Annotated in this window: 14 protein-coding genes; 7 read left to right on the forward strand and 7 right to left on the reverse strand. The window is 68.8% G+C overall.

Translation table 11 applies throughout. The features are described from left to right. Positions 1–39: 39 nt before the first annotated feature. Together ACI3KS_RS18885 and ACI3KS_RS18890 are read left to right on the forward strand one after the other, a co-directional pair. On the forward strand, positions 40–1764 hold the full coding sequence (locus ACI3KS_RS18885; RefSeq protein ID WP_404920083.1) for a glycoside hydrolase family 35 protein: 1725 nt from the start codon (positions 40–42) through the stop codon (positions 1762–1764). 78 nt (positions 1765–1842) lie between these two features. Beyond that, the gene (locus ACI3KS_RS18890) at positions 1843–3297 is read left to right on the forward strand and encodes an MFS transporter (RefSeq protein ID WP_404920084.1); all 1455 of its coding nucleotides are present in this window, start codon (positions 1843–1845) and stop codon (positions 3295–3297) included. Between the two features lie 60 nt (positions 3298–3357). Here the strand turns inward: ACI3KS_RS18890 and ACI3KS_RS18895 are convergent, their stop codons facing one another. Then, on the reverse strand, positions 3358–4389 hold the full coding sequence (locus tag ACI3KS_RS18895) for an LD-carboxypeptidase (protein WP_404920085.1): 1032 nt from the start codon (positions 4387–4389) through the stop codon (positions 3358–3360). Between the two features lie 97 nt (positions 4390–4486). On the opposite strand from ACI3KS_RS18895, the gene ACI3KS_RS18900 reads away from it, so the two are divergent. Next, positions 4487–4687, forward strand: a complete 201-nt coding sequence (locus ACI3KS_RS18900; RefSeq protein ID WP_404920086.1) for an AsnC family protein — start codon at positions 4487–4489, stop codon at positions 4685–4687. A gap of 79 nt (positions 4688–4766) precedes the next feature. Next, entirely contained in the window at positions 4767–6650 is a 1884-nt protein-coding gene (locus tag ACI3KS_RS18905) for an ABC transporter ATP-binding protein (protein WP_404920087.1), read from the forward strand. A 195-nt stretch (positions 6651–6845) separates the two neighbouring features. Here the strand turns inward: ACI3KS_RS18905 and ACI3KS_RS18910 are convergent, their stop codons facing one another. Further along, the gene (locus ACI3KS_RS18910; protein WP_404920088.1) at positions 6846–7133 is read right to left on the reverse strand and encodes a GIY-YIG nuclease family protein; all 288 of its coding nucleotides are present in this window, start codon (positions 7131–7133) and stop codon (positions 6846–6848) included. 349 nt (positions 7134–7482) lie between these two features. Further along, on the reverse strand, positions 7483–9375 hold the full coding sequence (locus tag ACI3KS_RS18915) for a phosphoenolpyruvate carboxykinase (GTP) (RefSeq protein WP_404920089.1): 1893 nt from the start codon (positions 9373–9375) through the stop codon (positions 7483–7485). A gap of 112 nt (positions 9376–9487) precedes the next feature. Between ACI3KS_RS18915 and ACI3KS_RS18920 the strand changes: the two genes are divergently transcribed. Continuing rightward, complete coding sequence (locus ACI3KS_RS18920) at positions 9488–10930, forward strand: helix-turn-helix domain-containing protein (protein ID WP_404920090.1); 1443 nt, start codon at positions 9488–9490, stop codon at positions 10928–10930. A 9-nt stretch (positions 10931–10939) separates the two neighbouring features. Here ACI3KS_RS18920 and ACI3KS_RS18925 read toward each other — a convergent pair whose 3' ends face one another. The 3 genes from ACI3KS_RS18925 to ACI3KS_RS18935 are packed head-to-tail and all read right to left on the reverse strand — an operon-like array spanning position 10940 to position 13839. Next, entirely contained in the window at positions 10940–12004 is a 1065-nt protein-coding gene (locus ACI3KS_RS18925) for a winged helix DNA-binding domain-containing protein (RefSeq protein WP_404920091.1), read from the reverse strand. A gap of 46 nt (positions 12005–12050) precedes the next feature. Next, positions 12051–12713 carry an SDR family oxidoreductase gene (locus ACI3KS_RS18930; RefSeq protein WP_404920092.1) on the reverse strand — a complete coding sequence of 221 codons (663 nt, stop codon included), beginning with the start codon at positions 12711–12713 and terminating at the stop codon, positions 12051–12053. A gap of 4 nt (positions 12714–12717) precedes the next feature. Beyond that, positions 12718–13839, reverse strand: a complete 1122-nt coding sequence (locus ACI3KS_RS18935; protein WP_404920093.1) for a DUF998 domain-containing protein — start codon at positions 13837–13839, stop codon at positions 12718–12720. A gap of 79 nt (positions 13840–13918) precedes the next feature. Between ACI3KS_RS18935 and ACI3KS_RS18940 the strand changes: the two genes are divergently transcribed. Then, positions 13919–14569: an HAD-IA family hydrolase gene (locus ACI3KS_RS18940; RefSeq protein WP_404920094.1), complete on the forward strand. Its 651-nt coding sequence runs from the start codon at positions 13919–13921 to the stop codon at positions 14567–14569. Here ACI3KS_RS18940 and ACI3KS_RS18945 read toward each other — a convergent pair. Then, positions 14523–15065: an HNH endonuclease signature motif containing protein gene (locus tag ACI3KS_RS18945; protein ID WP_404920095.1), complete on the reverse strand. Its 543-nt coding sequence runs from the start codon at positions 15063–15065 to the stop codon at positions 14523–14525. The genes ACI3KS_RS18940 and ACI3KS_RS18945 overlap by 47 nt on opposite strands. Here ACI3KS_RS18945 and ACI3KS_RS18950 point away from each other — a divergent pair. After that, positions 14994–15205 (forward strand): hypothetical protein (locus ACI3KS_RS18950; RefSeq protein ID WP_404920096.1); only part of this gene is annotated, 212 nt, incomplete at its 3' end. The two genes, ACI3KS_RS18945 and ACI3KS_RS18950, sit on opposite strands and share 72 nt — an antisense overlap.

Here is a 15205-nt window from a genome sequence, read left to right on the forward strand (position 1 = left end):
CCCCCCTCCCGAAACCTCCTCACCGAAAGCATCCCCACTGTGAGCAGCTTCTCCATCGGCGACACCGACTTCCTCCGTGATGGCCGGCCGCACCGCGTGATCGCGGGCGCCATCCACTACTTCCGGGTGCACCCGGATCAGTGGGCAGACCGCATCCGCAAGGCGCGCCTGATGGGGTTGAACACGATCGAGACCTACGTCGCCTGGAACGCGCACGAGCCGCGGCGAGGCGAATGGGACTCGACGGGATGGAACGACCTCGGTCGGTTCCTCGACCTGGTCTCCGCCGAGGGCATGGACGCGATCGTCCGCCCCGGCCCCTACATCTGCGCCGAGTGGGACAACGGCGGCCTGCCCGTCTGGCTGACCGGCGACGGGCGCGAGCTCCGCTCCTCCGAACCCGCCTACCTCGCAGATGTGAGCGAGTATCTGCGTCGCGTGTATGAGATCGTCGTCCCCCGCCAGATCGACCGCGGCGGCCCTGTGGTGCTCGTGCAGATCGAGAACGAATACGGCGCCTACGGTTCCGACAAGGACTACCTCCGCGAGCTCATCCGCGTGACCCGTGACGCCGGGGTCACCGTGCCGCTGACGACCGTGGATCAGCCCACGGACCAGATGCTCGACGACGGCAGCCTGCCGGAGCTGCACAAGACCGGTTCCTTCGGCTCGCGCAGCACCGAGCGCCTCGCGACGCTGCGTCGCCACCAGCCGACCGGTCCCCTGATGTGCTCGGAGTTCTGGGACGGCTGGTTCGACTGGTGGGGCGGGGTGCACCACACGACCGACACCGCGGCCGCAGCATCCGATCTCGACGATCTGCTGGCGGCCGGCGCATCCGTGAACATCTATATGTTCCACGGCGGCACGAACTTCGGACTCACGAACGGCGCGAACGACAAGGGCCGCTACCTGCCCATCACGACGTCCTATGACTATGACGCGCCGCTCGACGAAGCCGGGAACCCGACCGAGAAGTTCTTCGCGTTCCGCGACGTGATCGCGAAGTACGCCCCCGTACCCGAGGAGGTTCCCGCCTCTCGCTCCGAGGCCCCCGCGTTCCGCGTCGACCTCACGCCCGCGGGATCGTGGACGGATGCCGTCGCCACGGGCGACACCGCCGACCGGCCCCGCACTTTCGACGAGCTCGAGCACCTCAGCGCACTCGTGCGCTACGACGTCGCGCTGCCCTCCGGCGCCGGCGGCCTTCTCCTGATCGACGAGGTACGCGATCTCGCCTGGGTGAGTGTCGACGGCACACCCGTCGGTACGATCTCGCGCACTCGGCATGATCGTGCGCTCGCGATTCCCGCCGGCGCGGTGCTGAGCATCCTCGTCGAAGATCAGGGACGGGTGAACTACGACCACCGCCTGGGCGAGGAGAAGGGCATCGTCGGCACCGTCACGCTGGACGGCGCCGCGCTCTCGGGGTGGCACTCGACGCCGCTGGACGTCGCCGAGATCGCCCGCACCGCCTCCTTCGGCACCGCAGAGGCCGGACCCGCGGCCTGGACGGCGCGGTTCAACCTGGACGAGCAGAGCGATCTCTTCCTCGACACAGAAAACTGGTCGAAGGGGTACGCCTTCGTCAACGGCTTCTTCCTGGGGCGATACTGGCGCAACGGGCCGACGCGCACCCTGTACGTCCCGGCCCCCGCGACGCGGGCGGGCGCGAACGAGCTCGTCGTCCTCGAGCTCGAGCAGGTGCTGACACCGGAGGCGGCGTTCGTGCCTGCGCTCGCGCTCGGCGTCACCGAGGAGTGAGCGCTCGACGCACAGGGAACGCCCAGGAAGGCGTAAAATTCCCTGTGCTCTCTTCGGAGCACTGATCGGAGAAACACCTTGAGTTCCACCACTGCACCCGCGAACCCCCGTTCGCGGGTCATCACCGCCAGTCTCATCGGCACGACGATCGAGTTCTACGACTTCTACGTCTACGCGACCGCTGCCGTCCTCGTCTTCCCTGTGCTGTTCTTCCCGAGCGACAACGACACCGCTTCGCTGCTCGCCTCGTTCGCCGTCTTCGGTGCCGCCATGGTCGCCCGCCCCATCGGTGCCGTGGTCTTCGGCCATTTCGGCGACAAGTTCGGTCGCAAAGCCACGTTGGTCGCCTCGCTGCTCACGATGGGCATCGCGACCTTCGTGATCGGCCTCCTTCCGACCTTCCAGCAGATCAACTGGATCGCTCCGCTGCTGCTGCTCCTGCTGCGTCTCGCGCAGGGCTTCGCTCTCGGCGGCGAATGGTCGGGAGCCGCGCTGGTCGCGACCGAGAACGCCCCGCAGGGCAAGCGCGCATGGTACGGCTCATTCCCGCAGTTGGGCGCTCCGCTCGGCTTCATCATCGCGAACGGCCTCTTCCTGCTCATCAACTGGGCCCTCCCGCACGCCGAGAACCCGCTGCTGAAGTCCGAGGCATTCCTGTCGTGGGGCTGGCGCGTGCCGTTCCTGTTCTCGGCCGTGATGGTCATCATCGGCCTGTGGGTGCGTCTGCGCCTCGTCGAATCCGACACGTTCAAGAAGGCCGAGCAGAAGGGTGCGATCCGCAAGCTCCCGCTCGCGACCGTGTTCCGTCATCACTGGAAGCAGCTGATCCTCGGCACTTTCATCATGCTGGCGACCTACGTGCTGTTCTATCTGATGACGAACTTCACGCTCACGTACGGCACGAAGGCCGCAGAGCTCGAGACGGCGTCCGCCGCGGCGCAGGCCGCCGCCGAGGCAGCCGGCAAGGCGTTCGACCCCGCCGCGTTCGCCGAGCAGTTCTACCCCGGACTCGGGTTCGGGTACACCGACTTCGTGCTCATGCAGATCATCGGCGTGGTGTTCTTCGGCATCTTCACGCTGCTGTCGGGCCCGATCGCCGATTCGATCGGCCGCCGCAAGCTGCTGCTGTGGGTCACCGGACTGATCATCGTCTTCGGCCTGTCGTTCAACGTCTTCCTCCTGCCGGCGGCCGACCCGAAGTTCACCGGCGCTCTCACGCAGGCGTTCCTCGTCTTCGGATTCATGCTGATGGGAACGACCTTCGGCCCGATGGGCGCTCTGCTCCCCGAGCTGTTCCCCACGAACGTCCGCTACTCCGGCTCGGCGATCGCGTACAACGTGTCGTCGATCCTCGGCGCCGCCGTGGCGCCGTTCATCGCGGTGGCCCTGTGGGCGGCCGTCGGCGGCGAGCCGTGGCTCGTGGGCCTCTACCTGTCGTCGATGGGCGTGCTGACGTTCCTCGCCCTCATCTGGACTCCGGAGACGAAGGACCACGACTACGACGCCGACCTCGGAGTCGCCGCAAAGGCATGAGAACGACCACATAGGAGAAGAGCCGCATCCCTTCGGGGGTGCGGCTCTTCTCACTTGTGCTCAGTACTCGGCGGTCACCGTGCGGGTGCGACCGTCCAGCGTCATGCGCCCGCCGTACGGCAGGATCCACTGCGGGCGGGTGTGCCCGAACGGCACGCCGACGCAGACGACGGCATCCGGGTTGTACCGCGTGATCGTCTCGATGGCGGCATCGCGCTGCGCGGCGCGCAGCGCATCCGCCTCATCCGGTGACGGGCGGACGTCGAAGTCGCTCACCGGTGGACGAGCGACGATCACGCCGTCGACGGCGGCCAGCACACCGCGCTCCCCCAGGTAGCGCAACCAGCGCGCGACCCAGCTCGCCGATGGGCGCTCCTCACTCGTCTCGAGAAGCAGGATGCCGCCCTCGAGTCGATCCGTGTCCGGCAACCGCCCGAGGAAACCGAGGCCGTCGATCGATTCAAGGCACCCGCCCCAGGTGACGCCGTCGACGCGTCGCGCGGGTCCCGCCCACGTCCACTCCTCCGTCGGCGTCCTGTCGCCGAACTCCGTGAGCGCTCGCGGGTCGGTCCAGCGGCGGCCGACGTCCTCCGACTCGCCCGGTTCTGTGATCTCGAGGGTGCCGCCGTCGAGCAGGAGCGCCCGCAGCGAGCGCAGGTGCACGTCGTCGACGGCCGGCCCCGGTCCGAGGTGCACGGCCGTGGAACCGCCGTAGTAGCCGCGGATTCCCAGACTCCAGAGCCAGTTGAGGATGTTGGTGTTGTCGCTGTAGCCGATGAACGGCTTGGGGTCCGCGAGCGCCGCGGCCGCATCGAGGTGGGGAACGACGCGTATCTGGTCGTCTCCCCCGATCGTCGCGAGGATCGCGCGGATGCTCGGATCGGCGAAGGCGGCATTCACGTCGGCCGCTCGCGCTTCCGGGCTCGCACCGAGCAGCCGGGTCGTCGGGAACTCGACGGGGATGAGTCCGGTGAGATCCCGCAGCCGCTGCAGCGCCTGCTCGTGCAGTTCGGGAGCCACGGCGGGGGCGGCGAAGGCCGGAGACAGCACCGCGACACGGTCGCCGGGCCGGAGCTTGGATGTCGACAGCATCCGTCCAGTCTCTCGCAACCTGACCGTCAACTCATGTTGACAAAGCGTAAAGCGTCAACAAGAATTGACGACATCGGATCGGTATCGGAGGAAGCACATGAACGCGACAGCCATCGGCGAATCCGGCGACGAACCCCTCGCCGAACTGCATCGTCTCGCCGGTCTCCGGCAGGAGATCGCCCGCAGCGAAGAGGCTCAGGTGCGCAGGGCGCGTAATCTGGGGTATTCGTGGCAGGCCATCGCCAGCGCTCTGGGCGTCTCGAAGCAGGCGGTCCATCGTCGTTTCGGCCGCAGGTGATCCGCACACAGCCCACCCACAGAATCCGCGTCGACACGAAGTACGGTCGAAGCATCCCCTTCTCAGAACGAGGTTCCGCATGTCCCGCACGGCGACCGATCGTCGGCGTGGACGCGGCGCGCAGCAGGACGGCCCGCGCGCCACGTTCCGCCAGCTCCTCCCCTTCCTGTTCGAGCACAAGCGCACGCTGATCGTCGTCGCCGTGCTCAGCGTCTTCGGCGCGGCGACCTCGCTCGCGCAGCCGCTGCTCGTCGGCCAGGTCATCGAGGCCGTACAGAGCGACGCCGGACCCGGCATCCTCGTCTGGCTGCTGGTGGGCTTCGTGATCGTGTCGTCGATCATCTCGGGCTACCAGCACTATCTCCTGCAGCGCACGGGCACGGCCGTCGTGCGCTCGAGCCGACGCCAGCTCATCGCGCGGATCCTGCACCTGCCGATCAGCGAGTTCGATGCACGTCGCACCGGAGACCTCGTCTCGCGGGTCGGCACCGACACGACGCTGCTGTATGCGGTGCTCACGCAGGGATTGGCGGATGCCGTCGGCAACGCGATCCTGTTCCTCGGCGCCCTGATCGCCATGCTCGTGATCGACCCCGTCCTCCTGCTGCTCATCGTGGTCGTGATCGGCACCTCGGTCGTCGTGGTCGTCGCCCTCAGCGGCCACATCCGCACCGCCTCGACCGCGCAGCAGATCAAGGTCGGCGAGCTCGCCTCCGGAGTGGAGCGCGCCGTCGGCTCCATCCGCACGGTGCGCGCCTCGGGCGCGACCGACCGGGAGACGGCGTCGGTCTCGGTGCTCGCCGAGGAGGCCTACGGGATCGGCGTGCGGATCGCGAAGGTGTCGTCGCTCGTCGTCCCGATCGCCGGCATCGCCCTGCAGCTGTCGCTCATCGTCGTGCTCGGGGTCGGCGGATTCCGCGTCGCCGACGGCGCGATCAGCATCGCGTCGCTGATCACCTTCATCATGTTCCTGTTCATGCTGGTGATGCCGCTCGCGTCGACGTTCGGAGCCATCACCTCGGTCAATCAGGCCCTCGGCGCGCTCGGACGCATCCAGGAGGTCCTGGACCTCCCCACCGAGACGCAGTCCGACGCCGCCGTCGCCGCATCGCTCCCCCGCTCCGACGACGACGCGCACAGCCCGGCGCTCGAGTTCCGCGACGTGCGCTTCCGCTACCCCGACAACGTCGTGGCAGCGCGGGAGAAGGCCACCACGGAGGCACGGGCACTGTTGGCCGATGCCCACCTCGATCAGGCGCCGTCAGCGCCTGCCACCGAGGCCCGCGATGTGCTGCGCGGCGTGTCCTTCGCTGTGCCGAGGGGATCCCGGGTCGCGCTCGTCGGCCCCAGCGGCGCCGGGAAGAGCACGATCCTCTCCCTGGTCGAGCGGTTCTACGACCCGACCGGCGGATCCATCCGGGTGAACGGGCACGATGCACGCACCTATCCCCGCGACGAGCTGCGCGCGCTGTTCGGCTACGTGGAGCAGGATGCGCCCACTCTCGCCGGCACGCTCGCCGACAACCTGCGGCTCGCGGCCCCTGAGGCGACGGATGCCGACTGCGAACGGGTCCTCCGCGCCGTGAACCTCGGCGACGTGCTCGAACGGTCGGCGCTCGGACTTCAGGCACCCGTCGGCGAGGACGGGGTCATGCTGTCCGGCGGCGAGCGCCAGCGCCTCGCGATCGCGCGAGCGCTGCTCACCGAGGCGCCGATTCTGCTGCTGGATGAGTCGACCTCGTCACTGGACGGCGTCAACGAGCAGCGCATGCGCGAGGCGATCGACGCCGTCGCGACCGATCGCACGCTGGTGGTCATCGCCCACCGGCTGTCGACCGTGGTCGACAGCGATCTCATCGTCGTGCTGCAGAACGGCGAGGTCGTGGGGCAGGGCACGCACGCCGAGCTCGTGGAGAGCACGCCTCTGTACCGCGACCTGGCGAGGCACCAGCTGCTGGCGTGAGCCTGACGCGTTTCGTCTCGTCGCTGCGCTCCTCGCTCAACGACCGAAGCACCCCGCTCGTTGAGCGAGCGCAGCGAGACGAAACGTCCGGGCCCTCCACACGTTTCGTCTCGTCGCTGCGCTCCTCGCTCAACGAACGAAACGCCCCCGCTCGTTGAGAGAGCGCAGCGAGACGAAACGCCCTCACGGTCCCCCTCACCCCGGACGTCGCGTGCGTGCGCTCCATCCTTTGACCGCATCCAGCCCACTCTCGATGAAGGCGAGCCGCTTCGCGTGGCTCCATCCCTGGATCCGCTTCTCCCACGCGAAGGCTTCATCGATGCGCGCGAACTCCTCCCTCCACAGCAGCCTCACGGGAAGCCGGCGACGAGTGTACGCACTGCCCAGCCCGACCTGATGCTGGTCCAATCGACGTCCGAGGTCTCGCGTGCTCCCCACGTAGAGCGTGCCGTCGGAGCACTCGAGGATGTACACGTATGCCATAGCGACACGGTAGACACGGCATCCGACATCCGGGCGTTTCGTCTCGTCGCTGCGCTCCTCGCTCAACGACCGAAGCACCCCGCTCGTTGAGCGAGCGCAGCGAGACGAAACGCCCTCACCGCACGACGCGTTTCGTCTCGTCGCTGCGCTCCTCGCTCAACGACCGAAGCACCCCCGCTCGTTGAGCGAGCGCAGCGAGACGAAACGTCCGCACGGTCCCCCTCACCTCGGATGTCGCGAACGCGACGGCGGGATGCCGGAGACCACTCAGCCATGGGTTCGTCTCCGTCATCCCGCCGTCGCGGGTCCAGCTGGGGCGCCGGCTCCCCCGAACCGGCGCCCGGTCTCGTCAGGCGCGGGGCGCCGCCGCGACCCCGTGCTCGTTCCGGTCGAGCCGGTAGCGCAGCGAGGCGAGCTCGGCGCGCAGGGCTGCGGGGATGCGGTCGCCGAAGGTGTCGTAGAACTCCTCCGTGAGATCCGCCTCGGTCCGCCAGGCGTCAGCGTCGACCGAGAAGAGCTCCTCGAGGTCGGCATCCGGAAGGTCGAGACCGTCGAGGTTCAGATCCGTCGTGCGCGGCAGACGACCGATCGGGCTGTCGACGGCGTCGACCTCTCCCGAGATCCGACGGATGATCCAGTCGACCACTCGCGAGTTGTCACCGAAGCCGGGCCAGAGGAAGCGGCCGTCCGCGCCGCGACGGAACCAGTTGACCTGGAAGATGCGCGGGGCGCGATCGAACCGCAGGCCACGGCCGACCTTCAGCCAGTGTCCGAAGTAGTCGGCCATGTTGTACCCGCAGAACGGCAGCATGGCGAACGGGTCGCGGCGCAGTTCACCGAGCGTGCCCTCGGCGGCGGCCGTGCGCTCCGAGGAGATGTTCGAGCCGAGGAATACGCCGTGCGTCCAGTCCGTCGCCTCGACGACGAGGGGGACGTTGCTCGCGCGGCGACCGCCGAACAGGATCACGTCGAGGGGGACGGCGGACTCCCAGTCGTCGGAGATCTGCGGGCACTGCGCGGCGGACACCGTGAAGCGGGAGTTCGGGTGCGCTGCCGGACGGCCGGAGTCGGGCGTCCAGGGCTTGCCCTCCCAGTCGATGAGGTTCGCCGGCGCTTCGTCCGTGAGGCCCTCCCACCACACGTCGCCGTCCGGACGCAGCGCGACGTTCGTGAAGATCGTGTTGCCCCACAGCGTCTCGACCGCGGTGACGTTGGTCGACTCCCCCGTGCCCGGCGCGACACCGAAGAAGCCCGCCTCGGGATTGATCGCCCAGAGGCGCCCGTCCTCGCCGGGGCGGATCCAGGCGATGTCGTCGCCCAGGGTCTCGACGCGCCAGCCCGGAATCGTGGGGCGCAGCATGGCGAGGTTCGTCTTGCCGCACGCCGACGGAAAGGCCGCGGCCACGTGGAAGGCGCGACCCTGCGGGTCGATCACGCGGATGAGGAGCATGTGCTCGGCCAGCCAGCCCTGATCACGCGCGATCACCGAGGCGATGCGCAGCGCGAAGCACTTCTTCGCCAGGATAGCGTTGCCGCCGTAACCCGATCCGAAGGAGTGCACCTCGAGGTCGTCGGGGTAGTGGACGATGTACTTCTCGTCGTTGCACGGCCATTCGACGTCGGCGGCGCCGTCGACCAACGGGGCTCCGACGGAATGCAGGGTCTTGACCCAGTCCGCGCCGTTGGCGATCTCGCGGGTCACCGCGTCGCCCACACGGGTCATGATGCCGATCGACGCGACCGCGTAGGCGCTGTCGGTGATCTGCACCCCGATGTGCGAGAGGGGTCCGCCGACACGGCCCATCGAGAACGGCACGACGAACATCGTGCGTCCTCGCATGGACCCCTCGAAGAGGCCGGTCGTCTTCTCGCGCATGAGCGCGGGGTCCGCCCAGTTGTTCGTGGGACCGGCATCCTCCTCGCGCGCGGAGGCGATGAAGGTGCGCCCCTCGGTGCGCGCCACGTCGCTGGGGTGCGAGCGGGCGAGGTAGGAACCAGGGCGCCATTCGGGATTGAGCTTGATGAGCTTGCCCTCGGCGACCAGGCCGCGCAGCAGCCAGTCGTTCTCGGCGCGCGAGCCGTCGACCCAGTGCACACGGTCGGGCTTCGTCAGCGCTGCGACGCCGTCGACCCATGCAGCCAGCTCGGCCATCGCGGGGGTGTCGTAGGTCGGCGCCGCTCCGAACGTGCGCACGGGGGTGACGGATGCTGCGCGGGGGGTGAAGACTTCGGCGATCGCCATGACTGCTACTCCTTTGAAGTGAGGCCGGTACATTCATCTTCTTCCGTCTTTCGAGAGACTTATCGAGATATCACTCGTAAAGAACGGTGATTCTTATCGATATGATCAAGGAATGGCGACCTCCGGCATCCATCTCACGACTCTCGGCCACCGCATCCGTCATCACCGCCTTGAGAACGGGTTCACGCTCGACGAGCTGGGCGCGCTCGTCGGCGTCGCGGGTTCGCAGCTGAGCCTGATCGAGAACGGCAAACGCGAGCCGAAGCTCTCGCTGTTGCAGGCGATCGCGCACGCGACGCGCACCGAGGTGACCGACCTCATCTCCGGAGAGCCGCCGAACCGTCGCGCGGCCCTCGAGATCGAGCTCGAGCGCGCGCAGGAGAGTCCGGTGTTCCGCCAGCTGGGGATCGCGCCCGTGCGGGTGACGAAGGGCATGAGCGATGACACCATCGAGTCGGTCCTGGGTCTGCACCGCGAGCTCCAGCGCCGGGAGCGCGAGGCGATCGCGACGCCCGAAGAGGCCCGCAGGGCGAACACCGAACTGCGATTGCGGATGCGCGCGCAGAACAACTACCTCGGCGACATCGAGAAGCTCGCCGAGAAGCACCTGCGCGCCGCAGGACACGTGCAGGGGGCGCTCACCCACCGCACCGTGAGCATCATGGCCGAGAAGCTGGGCTTCGAGCTGATCTACGTCAACGATCTGCCGCACTCGACCCGGTCGGTCACCGATCTGGAGAACGGCCGCATCTACCTCCCGCCGGCTTCCATCCCCGGCGGGCACGGTCTGCGCTCGATGGCGCTGCAGGCGATGGCGCATCGGCTGCTCGGCCACACGCAGCCCACCGACTACGCCGACTTCCTGCAGCAGCGGCTCGAGATCAACTACTTCGCGGCGGCCTGCCTGATGCCCGAGACCGCGGCCATCGCCTTCCTGCAGCAGGCGAAGAAGGACCGCAACCTCGCAGTCGAGGACTTCCGCGACGCGTTCGGCGTCACGCACGAGGCCGCGGGGATGCGCATGACGAACCTGCTGACCGAGCACCTCGGCATGTCACTGCACTTCCTGCGGGTCGATGAGACTGGCGCGATCACGCGGGTCTACGAGAACGACGACCTCCCCCTGCCCATGGATGTGACCGGTGCTGTGGAGGGTCAGCGGGTGTGCCGCAAGTTCCAGGCCCGTGGCGCCTTCACCCAGCAGAACCGCACGACCGAGCACCACCAGTACACCGACACCCCTTCGGGCACCTTCTGGTGCTCGACGCAGACCGGCTCATCCGGCGACGGGGAGTTCTCGATCACGGTGGGCGTGCCGTTCGACGACGCGCGCTGGTGGCGCGGGCGCGAGACCGCCGATCGCGCGGTGTCGACGTGCCCGGACGAGGCGTGCTGTCGGCGTCCGCCGGCGGAGCTCGCCGAGCGGTGGAGCGGTCGGGCGTGGCCGAGCGCCCGCGTGCACACGCACATGTTCTCGCCGCTCCCCCGCGGCGCGTTCCCCGGGGTCGACGACAACGAGGTCTACAACTTCCTCGGCCGTCACGCCGACGAGTGACGCGGAGGGTCAGGCGCTGACGAAGTCGCCGTACCGGCGCAGGGCTTGGGCGACGCGGTCGTCGTCCGCGACCTCGAAGAGCTCGCCCACCGGCGCGTCCTCGTGCCGGTGCACGGCTGCCGAGTGCGTCCAGGCTCCGACGATCCGGCCCGCAGACACCAGGCTCGCTCTGACCATGCCGTTGCGGCCCGGTCCGATGCTCGCCCTCGCCTCGGCATCCGCCACCGGCGAGCGGTCTGCGTAGGAGATGTAGTACTCGTCGAACATCGGCAGCGCCAGCATCCGCTCGTCGCTCGCGCCCGGACTCCGGCGAGGACGCGCGGCGGACACGAAGAGGTCGTCGTCGAACTCGGCGATGCGGTGCCGGGCACGCTCGAGGGCCTGGCGGGCGACGCCCAGTGCCAGGCCCGACCACCAGGCGAAGTCGGCGACGCCGGCGGGTCCGTGACCGTCGATGTAGCGGACGAAGAGCTCGCCGAGCGGATCCTCCGGTGTCACGTCTTCCGTGATGTGGTTGGCCGCCGCCACGAAGAGCTGTTCGCGGGAGACAGCCCCGGCCCGGGGCACGACGGGCCCCTGGACGAGGATGCCGTCGAGGCACAGCGCTCCGAGGATGTGCACGCCGCGCTGCCCGGAGGGATCGATGCCGAGAGCCGCGATGTCGTCGAACAGCTGCGCACGAGTGCGGCCGCCGTCGGCGAGCCGCGGCGCGATCGATCGCGCGACCCGGCCGAGCATCTCGTCGTCGACGCCCAGCTGGCGTTGGCGACCGGCGGCCTGACGGCGCTGGCGATCGGCGGTGACCGAGAGGACCCAGCGCAGATCGGCCGCCGGGATGATGTGGAGCGTCCCGCGCATGGTCCAGGAGCGCACGAGAGCGCCGGTCGCGAAGGCGCGGTCGACCGTCGAGAGCGTCGGCGAGCCGGTCGATCGGATGCCGAGCGCCCATCGCCCCGCGACGAAGTCCTGCGCCGGCACGGCGAGCATGTGCCGCGCCGCGTCGACGACCGTGCGCGTCGACGCGGTCAGGCGATGGGATCGCAGGCGCTCGGAGAGCAGAGTGCTGGTCGTCATGGGTTCATCCTGCCCGCTCGCGCTCCCTGGGCGCGAGACGCGCGAGTCAGAACTCGGCCGAGAAGGCGCCGTCGCTCTTGAGCAGCTGGCCCGAGACCCACCTTCCCTCTTCGGAGAGGAGGAAGGCGACGACCGCGGAGATATCGCGGGGTGTGCCCAATCGCCCCAGTGGTGTGGCCTCGCCGAGGGCGGTCCGGATGCCGTCGTCCATCCAACCCGTGTCGACCGGCCCGGGGTTCAGGACGTTGGCGGAGATGCCGAGGGGCCCGAGTTCGCGTGCCGCCGAGATGACCAGGCGGTCGAGAGCACCCTTGGACGCCCCATAGGGAAGGTTCCCCGTGACGTGATCGCTGGTCAGCGCCACGATCGCCCCGCCGGACGTCGCCTGGCGGGCGAACGCCGCGATCAGCAGAAGGCTGGCGCGAGCGTTCACGGCCATGTGCCGGTCGAAGCTCTCGGCTGTCGTGTCGAGGATGCCGGACTCGACGTCGTGCGCGTGGCTGAGGATCAGCGCCTCGAGTGGACCGTGCCGTCTGGTCGCTTCGGCGACGAGAGCATCCGGCGCGTCGGGCTCGGAGAGGTCCGCGACGATGTCGGCGTCGGCGAGGTCGCTGGTGACGACGGTCCAGCCGCCGGCGCGAAGGCGGGGCGCGATGCCGGCGGCGATGCTGTTCGCACGGGCGGCACCGGTGAGCAGGGCGACAGGCATCCGATCACCCTACTCTCGACGTCGTGGCTGCCTGCGCCGTGCGAGAGGCGGTGCGGACCGATCCCGCGGTGCGGAGGAACACGATGATCCAACTGAAGATGAGGATCGCGGCGATGAGCTCGACCGCGGTGAGGTTGTAGTAGCCGACGGCGAACAGTACCGCCAGCACGACGATCACGACGACATAGGCCCAGCCGAACAGGACGAACACCTGAGGGACGCCGCGCAGGAACCACGGCAATCCGACCACGACGACCGCATAGACGACCGCCATGCCGGTGGCGACGGTGTTGTGGATGACGAAGAACTCATCGACCGGGAAGATGCCGACGCAGGCGAGGAACAGTCCCATCAGGATGAGACCGGCGCGCACGAGCGTGCGGCCCCGGCGGTCGTGTTCGTCGTCGACCGGCAGGCCCGCCGTCGCGTAGCGGGAGATGGTGGTCACCATGACGCCGGCGATGATCAGCGTGACGTTGAAGGCGATCGAGCCGTTGTTGGTGCTCATCCCCAGGGCCGACAGATTGTCGCGCCACCAGTGCGGATCGCTCGACGCGAGCATCGCTGCGAAGGCGCCGACCACGAGGAACACCGCGAGCACGAGCGAGAGCGACATCGGGGTGAGCGCCGCGGCGCTGAGGAAGCACACGTAGGCAGTGAGTGCGATGGCCACCGCGACGAGTATCGCCCCGGGGAAGGCGAAGACGGGGGCACCGACGAAGCTGAGTTCGAGCAGCTTCGAGATCCCCGACCAGCCGAGGTAGGCGATCGCAGCGTGCGCGAAGGCGATCGCGGCGAGGTCGTACCAGCGCAGTCGGTCTCCGGGTACGGCGAAGCCGTCGCGGGGTACGTCGGGGCTGTCGATCTCCGGACGCATGAGGAAGCGCCCGAGCGCGAAGGACAGGACCGCCGTGATCGCGCCGCCATACGCGGCCGCAGCGCCGATCGAGCCGGTACCGCTGATCGACAGCTCATGCCCGAAGAACACAGGGAACGCGATCGCGAAACCGATGAGGAGGAACAGCGTCCCGACGATCAGGGCCGTGGTCTCGAAGACGGACGGTGCGGTGTCGGGTCCGCGGAGCTGGCGCAGAGTCTGCAGGATGCGTTCGCCGAGTGCTCTCATCTGGTCGACCTCCGCTCCACATCCTAGGAGGGGCGCGGAAGGCCCGGGGCGCGCAGGCGTCGCGGGTACGCTGAAGGGCATGCCTGAGATCGTCCCCGCGCGCGCCGTCCTCCTCGACATGGACGGGACGCTCGTCGATTCGACGGCGGTGGTCGAGCGGCTGTGGGTGGAGTGGGCACGACCGCACGGCATCGCGCCCTCCCGAGTGCTCGAGGTCGTGCACGGGCGGCAGGGGCATCAGAGCATGGCGATCATGCTGCCGGAGCGGGATCACGCGATCAATCTGCGCGAGAACGAGGTCATGCTCGCCACAGAGGCCGAGGACGTCGACGGCGTCGTCGAGATCCCCGGCGCCGGAGTGTTCCTCGAGGCCCTGCGGTCCTTCCCCCATGCGATCGTGACCTCGGCGAACGTACCTCTGATGACGGCGCGGATGACCGCGGCGGCGCTGAGCGTGCCGCCGATCTTCGTAACCGCCGAGAGCGTCTCCGCATCGAAGCCGCATCCGGAGGGCTTCCTGTTGGGTGCGAGCCTGCTCGGCGCGGATGCTGCGGACTGCGTGGTGTTCGAGGACTCCGCAGCCGGTGTGCAGGCCGGCAAGGCCGCCGGGATGCGCGTCATCGGAGTCGGACCGCACGCAGCGGGCTACGAGCCCGACTTCCACGTCGACGATCTGACGCAGGTCACGGTGGTGCCGGACGGCGACGGGTTCGTGTTGTCGATCGGCTGACAGCCAGATGGTGCCGTGGCGAGCCCCAGGAGCGGCTGATCTCGCTCGGCGTGCCGACGGGGGCGCCACGGAATCTGGGTATGTGCTCGCGAGAAGGGCGGCGGGCGCTCGCGCAACGTGGCTCATGATCCGGCATTGCGGCCGGAACGTCAGGGCATCTGGCCCCGGAAGACGGCGCATGCTCGCACACCCTGGCGCGGGATCCGGGGCGCCACTCTGTCCTGCGGTGCTGTTCCGCGGCTGCGTGCGGCTCAGAAGGGTGGGGTGGGTTGCTGGTGAATCCGGTGGGGGTGGTGATTTCGACGGTGTGGTCGGGTCTGGTGCGGTAGATCGCTTTGGTGCGATGTCGGTGCACGTGGTCCCGGGGGCAGAGGGGTCGCAGGTCGGCCAGATTCGTGTTCCCGCCGTGGGCCCAGGGGCGGTCGTGGTCGATGTCCGCGTCGACGGCGAGGCGGGAGCATCCGTCGCGGGAGCAGGTGCCGTGGTGCAGGATCAGCCAGTCGCGTTGGGCGCGGGTGGGCCGGTAGCTGCGGCGATCCATATCGATCACGACACCCGTGATGGGGTCGGTGATGATGCGGTGGAAGGTGGTCGTGTCGAGGAACAGTTGCTTCGCGGTGAGCGGGTCGATCGTGT

The sequence above is a fragment of the Microbacterium sp. ZW T5_45 genome, assembly GCF_044987415.1.
In the GTDB taxonomy this organism is placed as follows: domain Bacteria; phylum Actinomycetota; class Actinomycetes; order Actinomycetales; family Microbacteriaceae; genus Microbacterium.

Excerpts from the sequence above, each read along its gene's own strand:
- ACI3KS_RS18915 (WP_404920089.1), bottom strand. The coding sequence starts at position 9,375 with ATGGCGATCGCCGAAGTCTTCACCCCCCGCGCAGCATCCGTCACCCCC.
- ACI3KS_RS18920 (WP_404920090.1), top strand. The coding sequence starts at position 9,488 with ATGGCGACCTCCGGCATCCATCTCACGACTCTCGGCCACCGCATCCGT.
- ACI3KS_RS18910 (WP_404920088.1), bottom strand. The coding sequence starts at position 7,133 with ATGGCATACGTGTACATCCTCGAGTGCTCCGACGGCACGCTCTACGTG.
- ACI3KS_RS18925 (WP_404920091.1), bottom strand. The coding sequence starts at position 12,004 with ATGACGACCAGCACTCTGCTCTCCGAGCGCCTGCGATCCCATCGCCTG.
- ACI3KS_RS18905 (WP_404920087.1), top strand. The coding sequence starts at position 4,767 with ATGTCCCGCACGGCGACCGATCGTCGGCGTGGACGCGGCGCGCAGCAG.
- ACI3KS_RS18940 (WP_404920094.1), top strand. The coding sequence starts at position 13,919 with ATGCCTGAGATCGTCCCCGCGCGCGCCGTCCTCCTCGACATGGACGGG.
- ACI3KS_RS18935 (WP_404920093.1), bottom strand. The coding sequence starts at position 13,839 with ATGAGAGCACTCGGCGAACGCATCCTGCAGACTCTGCGCCAGCTCCGC.
- ACI3KS_RS18900 (WP_404920086.1), top strand. The coding sequence starts at position 4,487 with ATGAACGCGACAGCCATCGGCGAATCCGGCGACGAACCCCTCGCCGAA.
- ACI3KS_RS18930 (WP_404920092.1), bottom strand. The coding sequence starts at position 12,713 with ATGCCTGTCGCCCTGCTCACCGGTGCCGCCCGTGCGAACAGCATCGCC.
- ACI3KS_RS18895 (WP_404920085.1), bottom strand. The coding sequence starts at position 4,389 with ATGCTGTCGACATCCAAGCTCCGGCCCGGCGACCGTGTCGCGGTGCTG.